The 13,460-nt window shown below is 71.2% G+C and carries 11 protein-coding genes; 2 read left to right on the forward strand and 9 right to left on the reverse strand.

The features are described 5' to 3' along the window. Window positions 1-45: 45 nt before the first annotated feature. Genes dnaG through dusB form a run of 3 tightly spaced genes read right to left on the reverse strand, consistent with a single transcriptional unit; the run spans window position 46 to window position 4,454 of the window. Window positions 46-1,983, reverse strand: coding sequence for a DNA primase (gene dnaG, locus BIU90_RS05985; RefSeq protein WP_071299320.1), 1,938 nt, complete (start codon window positions 1,981-1,983; stop codon window positions 46-48). 39 nt (window positions 1,984-2,022) lie between these two features. After that, window positions 2,023-3,303, reverse strand: coding sequence for a deoxyguanosinetriphosphate triphosphohydrolase (locus tag BIU90_RS05990; RefSeq protein ID WP_071299321.1), 1,281 nt, complete (start codon window positions 3,301-3,303; stop codon window positions 2,023-2,025). Beyond that, entirely contained in the window at window positions 3,300-4,454 is a 1,155-nt protein-coding gene (gene dusB / locus BIU90_RS05995) for a tRNA dihydrouridine synthase DusB (RefSeq protein WP_071299322.1), read from the reverse strand. Before dusB ends, BIU90_RS05990 begins: the two co-directional genes overlap by 4 nt. 47 nt (window positions 4,455-4,501) lie before the next feature. Between dusB and BIU90_RS06000 the strand changes: the two genes are divergently transcribed. After that, window positions 4,502-4,984, forward strand: a complete 483-nt coding sequence (locus BIU90_RS06000; RefSeq protein ID WP_071299323.1) for an aminoacyl-tRNA deacylase — start codon at window positions 4,502-4,504, stop codon at window positions 4,982-4,984. 286 nt (window positions 4,985-5,270) lie between these two features. Here BIU90_RS06000 and BIU90_RS06005 read toward each other — a convergent pair whose 3' ends face one another. The 3 genes from BIU90_RS06005 to BIU90_RS06015 all read right to left on the reverse strand — a co-directional run bounded on the left by BIU90_RS06005 (window position 5,271) and on the right by BIU90_RS06015 (window position 8,496). After that, on the reverse strand, window positions 5,271-5,945 hold the full coding sequence (locus BIU90_RS06005; RefSeq protein ID WP_071299324.1) for a DsbA family protein: 675 nt from the start codon (window positions 5,943-5,945) through the stop codon (window positions 5,271-5,273). A gap of 67 nt (window positions 5,946-6,012) precedes the next feature. Then, window positions 6,013-7,398, reverse strand: coding sequence for a glycine--tRNA ligase (locus BIU90_RS06010; protein ID WP_071299380.1), 1,386 nt, complete (start codon window positions 7,396-7,398; stop codon window positions 6,013-6,015). Between the two features lie 60 nt (window positions 7,399-7,458). After that, window positions 7,459-8,496 (reverse strand): aminotransferase class V-fold PLP-dependent enzyme, encoded by a 1,038-nt coding sequence (locus BIU90_RS06015; protein WP_083403746.1) that lies wholly within the window; start codon window positions 8,494-8,496, stop codon window positions 7,459-7,461. Window positions 8,497-8,566: 70 nt separating this feature from the next. On the opposite strand from BIU90_RS06015, the gene BIU90_RS06020 reads away from it, so the two are divergent. Beyond that, window positions 8,567-9,478, forward strand: coding sequence for a LysR family transcriptional regulator (locus tag BIU90_RS06020; RefSeq protein ID WP_071299326.1), 912 nt, complete (start codon window positions 8,567-8,569; stop codon window positions 9,476-9,478). Window positions 9,479-9,564: 86 nt separating this feature from the next. Here the strand turns inward: BIU90_RS06020 and BIU90_RS06025 are convergent, their stop codons facing one another. The 3 genes from BIU90_RS06025 to leuA all read right to left on the reverse strand — a co-directional run bounded on the left by BIU90_RS06025 (window position 9,565) and on the right by leuA (window position 13,159). Beyond that, the gene (locus tag BIU90_RS06025) at window positions 9,565-10,362 is read right to left on the reverse strand and encodes an isoprenyl transferase (protein WP_071299327.1); all 798 of its coding nucleotides are present in this window, start codon (window positions 10,360-10,362) and stop codon (window positions 9,565-9,567) included. Next, a complete protein-coding gene (recO, locus tag BIU90_RS06030; protein WP_071299328.1) occupies window positions 10,359-11,198 on the reverse strand; it encodes a DNA repair protein RecO in 840 nt (279 codons plus the stop codon). The genes BIU90_RS06025 and recO overlap by 4 nt, the downstream gene beginning before the upstream one ends. Window positions 11,199-11,386: 188 nt before the next feature. Next, the gene (gene leuA, locus BIU90_RS06035; RefSeq protein WP_071299329.1) at window positions 11,387-13,159 is read right to left on the reverse strand and encodes a 2-isopropylmalate synthase; all 1,773 of its coding nucleotides are present in this window, start codon (window positions 13,157-13,159) and stop codon (window positions 11,387-11,389) included. Window positions 13,160-13,460: the final 301 nt, after the last annotated feature.

The raw sequence follows: 13,460 nt of genomic DNA on the forward strand, positions 1-13,460 counted from the left end.
CGGGCGGGCGCGGGCGCGCTCAGCATCGTGCGAGGTTGGCGCGGGTTACGACGCCTCGGCGTCGGCGCGCAAGCGCATGCGCTGCGCATCGAGGTCGACGAGCTGGCGCTGGATCTCGGCGCGCCGCTCGGCGTTCTCGTTCGGGTCAGCGCGCTGCAGCTGCCCGAGCAACGACGCCTTGCGAGCCAACAGGTCGCGTTCGACGAGGGCCACGACGATGCCCCGGCAGTAGATCGCCAGGTCCTCGTCGTTGCGGGCGGGGATCGGCGCGAGCGCGAGCTCGGACACCAGGCCCCGGACCGGTGCCGGCACGTCCGAGGACAGCCGGTCGAGCCAGTCCGTCGCCCCGAGCGCGTCGACGTTCGCGACGACCGCGTCCCGCACGACAGCGAGCATCGGGGCCGAGAACGTGGCGGCGGCGGCGAGCCCGAGCAGCGGCGCTCCGACGGAGGTCGGCTGCTGCACCATCGCCATCACGGCGTCGCGTTCCATGCGGGTGATCGGGTCGTTCGGCAACGAGCGGATGCCGGCGACGGGCTCGTCCGCCGGCGCTACCATCGCTCCCCCGGGGCCGGCCTGCCCGACGGGGACGCCACCACGCCCCGAGCCGCCCTGACCCGCGCCACCGCGCCCCTGGTCCGCCGATGCCCGCGACCGGGCGCCCTCGACGGCACGACGGACGTCGGCCATGTCCATGCCGAGCCACCCGGCGAGCTCGCGGACGTAGCCCTGCGTCAGCGACCGGTCGCGGATGCCCGCGAGCACCGGGGCCGCTGCACGGAGGGCACTGACACGTCCCTCGACGGTCTCGAGGTCGTGGCCGTCGAGCGTGCGTCGGATCATGAACTCGAACATCGGCCGCTTGTTGGTCACCAGGCGGCGGATCGCGTCGTCGCCCCGGGCCAACCGGAGGTCGCACGGGTCCAGGCCACCCGGTGCCACGGCGACGTAGGTCTGCGCGGCGAACCGTTGTTCCTCGGCGAAGGCCCGTGACGCGGCGCGCTGACCGGCTTCGTCCGGGTCGAACGTGAAGACGACCTCGCCGTTGGCGTTCGGGTCACCGCCGCTGACGTCACCGAGCATCGGGCGGAGGGCCTTGATGTGGTCGACGCCGAACGAGGTCCCGCACGTGGCCACCGCGGTCGTGACCCCGGCGAGGTGGCACGCCATGACGTCGGTGTAGCCCTCGACGATCACGACCTGCTTCTGCTTCGAGATGTCACGGCGGGCGAGGTCGATGCCGTAGAGCACGTGGCTCTTGTGGTAGATCGGCGTCTCGGGGGTGTTGAGGTACTTCGGGCCCTTGTCGTCGTCGAGCAGCCGGCGCGCACCGAACCCGATCGTCGCGCCGGTGACGTCGCGGATCGGCCACATCAGGCGCCCGCGGAACCGGTCGTACGGCGAGCGGTCCCCCTGGCTGACGAGGCCGGCGGAGACGATCTCCTCGATCGTGAAGCCCTGCCCGCGCAGGTGGTCCTTGAGCGCGTCGAACGACTTCGGCGCGAACCCGACGCCGAAGTGCTGCGCTGCGGCCGGGTCGAACCCGCGCTCGCCCAGGAAGCGTCGCGCGGGGTCGGCCTGCGGTGTCGTGAGCTGTGCGATGTAGAACTGCAACGCGGCTTCGTTCGCGGCGATGAGCCGGGCACGGGTGTTGTAGTCGGTGCGCGGCCCGTCGCCCTCTTCGTAGTGCAGCGTGAAGCCGATCTTGGCGGCCATCCGCTCGACCGCTTCGGAGAACGTGGTGTGGTCCTGCTTCATGATGAAGCTGAAGACGTCGCCGTCCTCGCCGCAGCCGAAGCAGTGGTACCGGCCCACCTGCGGACGGACGTGGAACGAGGGCGAGCGCTCGTCGTGGAACGGGCACAGGCCCTTGAGCGACCCGACGCCGGCGGACTTCAGCGTGACGTAGTCACCGACGACGTCGGCGATGTTCACGCGCGCGCGGACCTCGTCGATGTCGTTCCGCGCGATGAGTCCAGCCACCCCTCGATCCTAGTTCGCGGCGCGGTCCGTCCCGACCGGTCAGACCGGGATGTGGACGGTCTCGCGCTCCCCCACGACGAGCCGCCGGTGCCAGGCGATCGCGCCCTGGTCGGTCAGGCTCGCGACCTGGTCGACCACGGCCCGGAGCCGCCCGGCGTCATCGGCCGCGGCACGCCAGTCGGCCGCGAACCCCGGCTCGAGCGCGTCGTCGGCACGCGCAGCCACCGTGTCGAGCAGTTCGGTCAGGATGCGACGCTGGTCTTCGTAGACCGGCTGGCGGTCGCCCTGGGTCATCACGAACGCCGCGACGATGCCCTTGAGCACGGCGATCTCGCCGATGATCTCCGGCGGGGTCACGACCGAGGCGGCGAACCGGACGAGCGATCCGGACGCGTAGGCCTGGCGGGTCGCCGTGGTGGCGGTCCGGGCGAATCGGCCGATGAGCTGCGAGGTCAGGTTCTTGAGCCGGGCCGCGTCCTGGCGCGAGCCGTCGTAGGACGTCATCCACAGCGGCAGCGAACGGAGCCGGTCGAACGCCTCCAGCAGCTCGTCGCGGCTCAGGTCGTCGCCGACCCAGGCGTGCATGGCGGACACGATGTCGTTCTCGCCGACCCGGTCGCCGAGCGCCGCCACGTCGATGAAGCCCGCGACGACGGCGTCCTCGAAGTCGTGCACCGAGTACGCGATGTCGTCGGAGAGGTCCATCACCTGCGCCTCGATGCAGCGCTGTCGACGCGGGGCACCGGCACGCAGCCAGGCGAACGCGTCGTGGTCGTCATCGTAGAACCCGAACTTGGTTCGCCCGGAGGACGCTTCGCCCACGCCCTGCGACGCCGGCCAGGGGTACTTGCACGAGGCGTCGAGCGAGGCCCGCGTCAGGTTCAGCCCGTAGGGACGGTCGTCGGAGCCGTAGACCTTCGGCTCGAGCCGTGTCAGCAGGCGCAGGGTCTGGGCGTTGCCCTCGAACCCGCCGATGTCCGCGGCCCAGGCGTTGACCGCGGTCTCGCCGTTGTGGCCGAACGGCGGGTGGCCGATGTCGTGGGCCAGGCACGCGGTGTCGACGACGTCCGGGTCGAGCCCGAGCGAGTCCGCGAGTTCACGGCCGACCTGCGCGACCTCGAGCGAGTGCGTCAGGCGGTTCCGGGCGAAGTCGAGCCCGGTGGTGGGGCTGAGCACCTGGGTCTTGGCAGCGAGCCGCCGGAGCGCGCTCGAGTGCAGGAGCCGGGCGCGGTCACGGGCGAAGTCGCTCCGGCGGTTGCCGTGTTCCTCGGGCAGCCAGCGGTCGGCGTCGGCGGGCCCGTACGAGGCAGTGGCGCTCATCCGCCGCTGTGGTGCAGCTCGGCCGCCGCGAGGACCTTGCGGAACTCCGCGTCGACGTCACGGCTCTCGAGCCAGCGGTCGGGCAGCGCCGTGCGCTTCGGGTGTCCGGCGCGACCACGGGGTCCTTCGGCGTCGGCACCCGGGTACGGCGCGTCGTGGTCGAGCTGCGCGAGCAGGTCGTCGATCTCCTGCAGCGAGGACGCCATCGACAGTCCGGAGCGGACGTCGCCGCCGATCGGGTACCCCTTGAAGTACCAGGCGACGTGCTTGCGGACGTCGCGGCAGCCCTGGTCTTCCGACCCGAAGAACTCGACGAGCAGTTCGGCGTGCCGGCGGAACCCCGCGGCGACCTCGCCGAGGGACGGCATGTAGCGCAGGCCTTCGCCGCGGAAGGCCGCAGCGAGGTCGCCGAACAACCACGGCCGCCCCAGGCACCCGCGCCCGACCACGACACCGTCGCACCCGGTCTCGTCGACCATGCGCAGGGCGTCGGCAGCGGACCAGATGTCCCCGTTGCCGAGGACCGGGATGTCCGTGACGGCTTCCTTCAGCGTGGCGATCGCCGACCAGTCCGCCTGACCGGAGTAGTGCTCGTTCGCGGTGCGGGCGTGCAGCGAGACCGCGGCGACGCCAGCGTCCCGCGCGATGCGGGCAGCGTCGAGGTAGGTGAGGTGGTCGGCGTCGATGCCCTTGCGCATCTTCACCGTGACCGGGACGTTCCCCGCGGCCTTGACCGTCTTCGTGACGAGGTCGCGGAACAGGTCGGTCTTCCACGGCAGGGCCGCGCCACCGCCCTTGCGCGTGACCTTCGGCACCGGGCACCCGAAGTTCAGGTCGATGTGGTCGGCACGGTCTTCGCCGACGAGGATCGACGCGGCTTCGGCCACGGTGTTCGGTTCGACGCCGTAGAGCTGGATCGAGCGCGGGGTCTCGGACTCGTGGTGCTGGATCAGCTGCATCGACACGGGGGTCCGTTCGACCAGCGCCCGCGAGGTGATCATCTCGCACACGTACAACCCGGCGCCGTACTCACGGCAGAGCCGGCGGTACGCCATGTTCGTGATGCCCGCCATCGGCGCGAGCACGACGGGCACGTCGACCTCGATGGGGCCGATGCGCAAGGGCTTCCGGGGGGCTTGTGTGATCGTCATACGGTCTCCATCCTCCCACGTCGGCGCACGCCGGTAGCGTTCTCCACATGACGACCGACGCGATCGCCCGTTTCGACACCGACGCCGCCGCGCGCGGCCTGCAGGTCGAGGTCGTCGAGCGCCCGGCGGCGAACTCGCTCGCCGAGGCAGCCGACCTGCTCGGCATCGAGCCGGGCGACATCGTCAAGACCCTCGTGGTCAAGCGGCACGACGGCGACTTCGTGTTGGCGCTGGTGCCGGGCGGCCGGAGCATCGCGTGGAAGAAGCTCCGTGCGCTGGTCGGCGTGAACAAGCTGTCGATGCCCGACGCCGCGACCGCGCTGCAGGCCTCCGGCTACGAACGCGGCACGATCACGCCCATCGGTGCGACGGGCGACCTGCCGGTCTTCGCCGACGAACGGATCGTCGGTCGCCGGGTCGCCCTCGGCGCCGGGCGGCACGGCGCGAGCGCGTTCGTCGACGCCGACGCACTCATCACCGCCTACGCCGCGACCGTCGCCGACATCACCGACGAGGAACCGCAGCGCTGACCAGGAGCCCCAGCGCTGATCGGGAAGCCCAGCGCTGACCAGGAAGCCCAGCGCTAGTCCGGGACTTCCGACCAGTCGCCCTCGGCGCCGGGCACGAAGCACGAGTCGCCTTCGCACACCACACCGGAGGTGAGCAGCGGCACCAGGCCGCCCACAGCCTCTCCCCACGAGCTCGGCCGTCCCGCCACTTCGTGTCGCGCCGGTACCGGCTCGCGTGGGCCCAGACCGCCGGAGGTCGCGCCAGCCTGGAGGCCCGGACCGGTCTCCGCGCGCACGCCCAGGTCCGTCATCGGGTCGCCTCCACGGCCGCGGCGTCGTCGGCGCGCAGCGCCACGACCTGCCGGAGCACCTGCTCGAACGCAGCGGGGTCCTGCGCTCCCGACACGCCGTACTTGCCGTCGATCACGAAGAAGGGGACCCCGTTGATGCCGTATGCCAGCGCCTGCGCCTGGTCCGCACGGACGTCCTCGAGCTTGGCGTCGTCGCGCAGGACGGCCAGGACTTCGTCTCGGTCGAGTCCGACCTCGGCGGCCAGGTCGGCCAACGAGGACTCCTGCCCGACGTGCTCGCCGCGCTCGAAGTAGGCGGTGAAGAGCCGCTCGACCATCTCGAGCTGCTTGCCGTGCTGCTTGGCGAGGTGGATGACCTGGTGCGCCTTGACCGTGTTGGTGTGGTGCATGGCGTCGAAGTCGTACGCCAGCCCGACGGACCCGGCGATCGCCGTGACCTGGTCGAGCATCTGCTGCGCCTGGTCGACGGGCATGCCCTTGTGTCCGGAGAGGAACTCGGCTTCGGTGCCCTCGAAGTCGACGGGGGTGTCCGGGCTCAGCTCGAAGGAGTGGTACTCGACCTCGACCGGGCCGCCGAACGCGCTGACGCCGGCCTCGAACTTGCGCTTGCCGATGTAGCACCAGGGGCACGCGATGTCGGACCAGACATCGACCTTCACTGACTCGTTCATGCTCAACGACAACGCGGCCGCGGCTCCGGCATTCCCGGACCCGCGGCCGCGTCGGCGGTGCTGGTGACTACGCGCCGAGCAGGCGCTCCGCCAGGTAGCCCTGCAGGCGGTCGAGCCCGACGCGCTCCTGGCTCATCGTGTCGCGCTCGCGCACGGTGACGGCCTTGTCGTCCAGCGTGTCGAAGTCCACCGTGATGCAGAACGGCGTCCCGATCTCGTCGTGTCGACGGTAGCGACGGCCGATCGCACCCGCGTCGTCGAAGTCGACGTTCCAGTGCTTGCGCAGGTCGTCGGCCAGGCCGCGGGCGACCGGGGAGAGCTGCTCGTTGCGGGACAGCGGCAGCACGGCGGCCTTGACCGGGGCCAAGCGCGGGTCGAGGCGCAGCACGGTGCGCTTGTCGACGCCGCCCTTCGCGTTCGGGGCCTCGTCCTCGTGGTACGCGTCGAGCAGGAACGCCATGAGCGCACGGGTCAGGCCGAACGAGGGCTCGATGACGTACGGCACGTACTTCTCGTTCGCCGCCTGGTCGAAGAAGCGCAGGTCCTTGCCCGAGGCCTCGATGTGGTTGGTGAGGTCGAAGTCGGTGCGGTTCGCGACGCCCATGAGCTCGCCCCACTCCGAGCCCTGGAACCCGAAGCGGTACTCGATGTCCGCGGTGGCGTCCGAGTAGTGCGCGCGTTCCCCGTCCGGCACGTCGAAGCGGCGCAGGTTCTCCGGGTCGATGCCGAGGTCGGTGTACCAGGCGACCGAGTCGGCGATCCACTGCTCGTAGTGTTCCTGGGCCGAGGCCGGCGGGACGAAGTACTCGATCTCCATCTGCTCGAACTCGCGGGTGCGGAAGATGAAGTTGCCGGGCGTGATCTCGTTGCGGAACGCCTTGCCCACCTGGCCGATGCCGAACGGGGGCTTCTGGCGGCTGGTCGTGACGACCTGCGCGAAGTCGACGAAGATGCCCTGCGCGGTCTCCGGGCGCAGGAAGTTCAGGCCCTCTTCCGACTCCACCGGGCCGAGGTAGGTCTTGAGCATGCCGGAGAACTCACGGGGCTCGGTCCACTGGCCACGGGTGCCGCAGTTCGAGCAGGCGATCTCCGCCATCCCGCCCTCGGGCGCGCGGCCCTTCTTGGCCTCGAACGCCTCGAGCAGGTGGTCCTCGCGGAAGCGGTGGTGGCAGTGCAGGCACTCGACCAGCGGGTCGGTGAAGGTCGCGACGTGGCCGGAGGCCTCCCAGACCCTGCGGGGCAGGATCACGGCGGAGTCCAGGCCGACCATGTCGCCACGGCCGCGGACGAACCGCTGCCACCACTGGCGCTTGATGTTCTCCTTCAGCTCGACGCCGAGGGGCCCGTAGTCCCACGCGGAGCGGGATCCGCCGTAGATCTCACCCGACTGGAAGACGAACCCGCGGCCTTTGGCGAGGGCGATGACCGAGTCGAGACGGGAGGGCTGAGCCAAGGAGAACTCCATACGGTGTCGCCGAGCTGGATGCTCGGTGCGGGAAGGTACCGGGCAAGACTAACGGGCGAGCGTCGGCACCAGCACGCGGGCCACGGCGTCGACGTCCGACACGTCGTTCCAGTGGTGGAACGCCAGGCGCAGGCGTCCGGCCCGCCCCGACGCGGTGATGCCCGCCGCCGTCAGCGCTGCCAGCCGCTCGCCGGACGGATCCGGCACCGTCGTGACGGCCTGCCCCTGCCGGGCCGAGCCGAGCGCGTCGGCCAGCTGGTCCGCGAGTCCGGCACCGTGCCTCCAGACCGATGCCATGTCGAGCGAGGCGACGTGCCGCAGGGCGGCGACCGCCCCGGGCCAGGCCTGCCACGCCGGCGAGACGTCGAACCGGCGGGCGTCGTCGGCCAGCCGCATGTCGGGGCCGTAACACGACGACCAGACGTCTGCGCCCGCGTACCAACCGGCTTGCGTCGGTCGCAACCAGTCCTGCGCCGTCTGGGACACCGTCATGAACGCGACCCCGCGCGGCGCGCACAGCCACTTGTACGCGTGCGTGACCGTGACGTCGAAGGGCGCCGCGGAGACGGGCAGCACCCCGGCGGCCTGGGTCAGGTCGCACAGGGTCCGCGCCCCCGCCGCGCGTGCGGCTGCGACCACGGCGTCGGAGTCGACGACGGTGCCCGTGGCGGACTGCACCGCAGACCAGGCCACCAGCGCCGTGTCGGCTGTGATCGCCGAAGCCAGGTCGGCCAACGGGACGCTCCGCACGGTGACGCCGCGGTGGCCCTGTGCGAGGAACGGGAACACGATCGAGCTGAAGTCCCCCTCGGGCACCAGGACCTGAGCGCCGTCGGGCAACGCCGACGCGACCACCGCGGTCATGGCCGAGGTCTGCGATCCGGTGGCGACGCGGTCCGCCGGCACGCCGACGATCGCCGCGAAGAGCGCACGGCCCTCCTCGACCAGGGCGCCGTACCGCACCGGGCTCGACCCGGCGTGCTCCCACTCGGCCAGGTCCGCCCGCATCGCCGCGAGCGTGCCGTGCGTCGGCAGTCCGGCGGTGCAGGCGGCGAGGTACCCGTGACCATCGACGAAGGAGTCCATGCACCCATGCTCGGACCCGGGCATCCATCACACCAGGACAGGTTCCTTCGGTCTGCCATAACATCGTGTTGTGGAGACGATCGACCTGCAGCTGCTCCGGGTCCTGCGCGCGGTGTCCGACGCCGGCTCGATCACCGGGGCGGCGACCGCGCTCGGCTACAGCCAGCCGGCCGTCAGCCAGATGCTCCAGCGCGCCGAACAGCGACTCGGGCACGCCCTCGTCCTGCGCGGCGCCCGCGGGGTGACGCTGACGGAGTCCGGCCGGGTCCTGGCCGACCACGCCCTGCACGTGCAGGCAGCCCTGACCGCGGCACGCGAGGACCTGGACGCCGTCGGCGGTCTGACCCGCGGACGGGTCCGGATCGCCGGCTTCCCGAGCGCGTCCTCCACCCTGGTGCCCGCGGTGCTGGCGACGATGGCTGCGACGGTCCCGGGCGTCAGCACCACCTACGTCGAGGTCGAACCGCCCGAGGCGCTCGGCATGCTGCGGCGCGGCGAGGTCGACGTGGCGCTCACGTTCACCTACGTGGGTGACGAGGTGGTCGCGGATCCGACGCTGCTCACCCGCGCGATCGGGCGCGACCCGCTGGCGCTGGTCCGGCCAGGAGGCCCGGCAGGGTCCGACACACCGGCTGCGGTCGACCTGGCGTCACTCCGGGACGCCCGCTGGATCGGGGGCTGCCCGCGCTGCCGCGGGCACCTGCTCGCCTCGTGCGCCTCGGCCGGGTTCACGCCGGACATCGTGCTCGAGACCGACAACGCCGCCGCGGTCGTGGGGCTCGTCGCCGCGGGCCTCGGGGTGGCGCTGCTGCCGCGGTTGGCCCTCGCGACGACGGTGATCCCGGCCGGGGTGACGGTCGACCCGGTGGCCGAGGAGCTGGCGCGGCGCGTCGAGGTCGTCGTCGCGAGCGGGGCCGAGCGGGTGCCGAGCGTGCGCGCGACCCTCGAGGCCGTGGGCTCTGCCGCCGCCCTGCTGCCGTAGCGCACTGCACCGCGCCGCCCCGTGCGTCAGGCGGTCGGGGTGTCCACCGCGCCGGGTCAGGCGGTCGGGGTGTCCACCGCGCGGGGTCAGGCGGTCGGGGTGTCCACCGCGCCGCCGAAGCGGCGGTCGCGCCGGGCGTACTGTTCGATCGCGCCCCACAGGTCCGTCCGACGGAAGTCCGGCCAGAGCCGGTCCAGGAACACCATCTCGGCGTAGGCAGACTGCCACAGCAGGAAGTTGCTCGTGCGCTGCTCCCCCGAGCTCCGCAGGAACAGGTCGACGTCTGGCATCTCCGGCACGTACAACCGCTTGGCGAGGGCCTTCTCAGTCACCTGGCTTGGCTTGAGCTTCCCTGCGGCAACGTCCTCGGCCAGCGAGCGCACCGCGTCGGCGAGCTCGTTCCGGCCGCCGTAGTTGACGCACATCGTCAGCGTGAGCACGTCGTTGCCCGCCGTCATCTGCTCGGCGGTCTCGAGCTCGTCGATGACGCTGCGCCACAGCCGCGGACGCCGACCGGCCCAGCGGACGCGGACGCCCCACTCGTCGAGCTGGTCACGGCGACGGCGGATGACGTCCCGGTTGAAGCCCATCAGGAAGCGGACCTCTTCCGGGGAGCGCTTCCAGTTCTCGGTCGAGAACGCGTAGGCGCTGATGTGCTCGACCCCGATCTGGATGCCACCCGCGACGACGTCGAGCAACGAGGCCTCGCCGGCCTTGTGCCCCTCGATGCGCGTCAGTCCACGGCCGTTCGCCCACCGACCGTTGCCGTCCATGACGATCGCGACGTGCGACGGGACGAAGCGCTTCGGGATCGCCGGGGGCGTCTCGCCCGTCCAGTCGATCGGCCGGAAGGGCTCGGCAGCTTCGGATCGGCGAGGACTCATGCGGTGGGTGTTCCTTCGGTGAACTCGGGCAGGGGCGGCGCAGGAGTCGCGGCGACCGCCCGTGCCGTCGCCGCTGGGCCGTCGTGCGTGACGGGCACCGGTGCGGGGTGCTCGGAGCGGTCGACGTGCGGCAGCGACTTGAGCGATCGTTCCAGGTGCCACTGGGCGTAGGCCGCGACCACGCCGGAGGCCCGCGATCGGGTTCGTTCATCGGCCGCGTCCACGCTCGCCCAGTCCCCCGCCAGCAGCGAGCCGAGGATCCCCAGCGTGGTCACGTCGAGCCGCGGCGATCCGGGAGGCGCCGCACCGTCCGCCACGACCCCACCGAGCTGCACGACGAACGCCGAGTGCGGGCCTGGTTCGCCGGTGACGGCGCAGTCCGAGAACGACGGCGCCCACCCCGCGATGCTCATCGCCCGGAGCAGGTACGAGTCGAGGGTGGCGCTCGGCAGGTGCTCGCCGCGGGACAGCGACCGCAGCGCACCGACGAGCAGCAGGTACTGCTGCAGCCCCGCGTCCGCTTCGCTCAGGCGGTCGGCGGTCTCGACCATCGCGCTGGCCGCCGTGTACGCGCCGTAGTCGGCCACGATCTGCGCACCGTACGACCCGAGGGACTCGGCCTGCGTCACGATGTCGAGCGAGCGGCCCTCGTAGAACTGGGCGTCGACGACCATGAACGGCTCGAGCCGACTGCCGAACTTCGACCCGGTGCGCCGGACACCCTTGGCCACGGCGCGGATCTTGCCGTGCTGGCGGCTGAGCAGCGTGACGATCCGGTCTGCCTCGCCGAGCTTGTGGGTGCGCAGCACGACGCACTCGTCCCGGTACAGCGGCATGGACCCAGTATCCCCCGCCCCGCCGACAGCACCGACCCGTCCGGACGCACCACGGACGGGAGGCGCGGTGCACGTCGGACCCGCACCGCGCCTCCTGGCCGGTGGCGCGTTCAGTGCGTTGCACCCCGGAACGGACATCGCACCCCGTCAGGACGGGGTGCGATGTTCGTCGAGGGGTGCGACGTGCACTAGGCGGTGACGAGCTCCGGGGCCGCCCCGGACGTCGCGCCCGCGCGCACCGCACGGTTGACGGCGGAGACGATCGCCTTGAGCGACGCCGTCGCGATGTCGGCGTCGATGCCGACGCCCCACAGGCGGACGCCGTCGACATCGAGCTCGACGTAGGACGCGGCCTTGGCGTCACCGGAGGCGCTCATCGTGTGCTCCGAGTAGTCGTAGAGCGTGACGGCGACGCCCTGCTCGCGCATCACCGACAGGAACGCGTCGATCGGACCGGTGCCGACGGCGTCCGCCGTGACCGCACCGTCGTCGACGCGCAGGGCGACGGACAGCTTCGTGGTGCCGTCGAAGTCGCTCGAGGTCGCGGTCTTCGTGATCTCGTAGCGGCCCCACTTGTCGTCCTCGACCGAGGAGGGCAGGTACTCGTCGCGGAACAGGTCCCAGATCTTGTCCGAGCTGAACTCGCCGCCCTCGGTGTCGGTGCGCTGCTGCACCACGCCGGAGAACTCGATCTGCAGCTTGCGGGGCAGGTCGATCGCGTGGTCGGTCTTGAGCAGGTAGGCGACACCGCCCTTGCCGGACTGCGAGTTCACGCGGATGACGGCCTCGTACGAGCGGCCGATGTCCTTCGGGTCGACCGGCAGGTACGGCACGGCCCACGTGACCTCGTCGACGGTCTTGCCCGCGGCCGTCGCCTTGGCCTGCATGGCGTCGAAGCCCTTGTTGATCGCGTCCTGGTGCGAGCCGCTGAAGGCCGTGTAGACGAGGTCGCCGGCCCAGGGCTGCCGCTCCGGGACGGGCAGCTGGTTGCAGTACTCGACCGTGCGCTTGACCTGGTCGATGTCGGCGAAGCTGATCTCCGGGTCGATGCCCTGCGTGAACAGGTTCATCCCGAGGGCGACCAGGTCGACGTTGCCGGTGCGCTCCCCGTTGCCGAACAGGCACCCCTCGATGCGGTCCGCGCCGGCCATGTAGCCGAGCTCCGCAGCGGCGACGGCGGTCCCGCGGTCGTTGTGCGGGTGCAGCGACAGGATGACGTCCTGCCGGTGGGCGAGGTTCCGCGACATCCACTCGATCGAGTCGGCGTAGACGTTCGGCGTCGCCATCTCGACCGTGGCGGGCAGGTTGATGATGACCTTGCGCTCGGGCGTCGGTTCGAAGACCTCGAGCACGGCGTTGCAGATCTCGAGCGCGACCGACAGCTCGGTACCCGTGTACGACTCCGGCGAGTACTCGTAGTACACGGTCGTGTCGTGCTGCAGCGTCGCCTCGGCCGCCTTGCACAGCTTCGCGCCGGCCACCGCGATGTCCACGACGCCCTGCACGTCGGTGCGGAAGACGACCTCGCGCTGGACGATGGACGTCGAGTTGTACAGGTGGACGATGGCCTGCTTCGCGCCGTCGATCGCCTCGTAGGTGCGCTGGATGAGGTGCTCGCGCGCCTGGGTCAGCACCTGGATCGTGACGTCGTCCGGGATCGCGCCCTCGTCGATCAGGCTGCGGACGAAGTCGAAGTCGGTCTGCGAGGCGCTCGGGAACCCGACCTCGATCTCCTTGTAGCCCATGCGGACGAGCAGGTCGAACATGGCGCGCTTGCGCTCGGCGTCCATCGGGTCGATGAGCGCCTGGTTGCCGTCACGCAGGTCCACCGCACACCAGCGGGGCGCCTGCTCGATGCGCTTCGTCGGCCACGTGCGGTCGGGCAGGTCGACGGTGATCTGCTCGTGGAAGGGGACGTACTTGTGGATCGGCATCCCGGAGGGGCGCTGGGTGTTCTGCATCGGTCGTTCGCTTTCGGATCGTCTGGTGGTGTCGGCCGACGACGAGACTCCGCGACGAGGTGGGCCGTTGTCAGGCCTCGTCGCGGCAGCGAAGGAGGAGGAGCGCCGAGTACATCGTGGCCAACGGTAGCACCGGTCTCGCCCGCCCCGCGAGGTTCCAGAATTCTGGCATCTCGACCGGCCACACCGAGGCATCGCGGAACCTCGGGAGACGTGAGCGGTGAGTCACGGAACCGCAACCGGCGTACCGACACCGATCAGGGACGGCCTCCCTGAACGGTCACGGACGGGAGGCCCGGTG

This window comes from Curtobacterium sp. MCBA15_001, from assembly GCF_001864835.1.
GTDB lineage: Bacteria > Actinomycetota > Actinomycetes > Actinomycetales > Microbacteriaceae > Curtobacterium.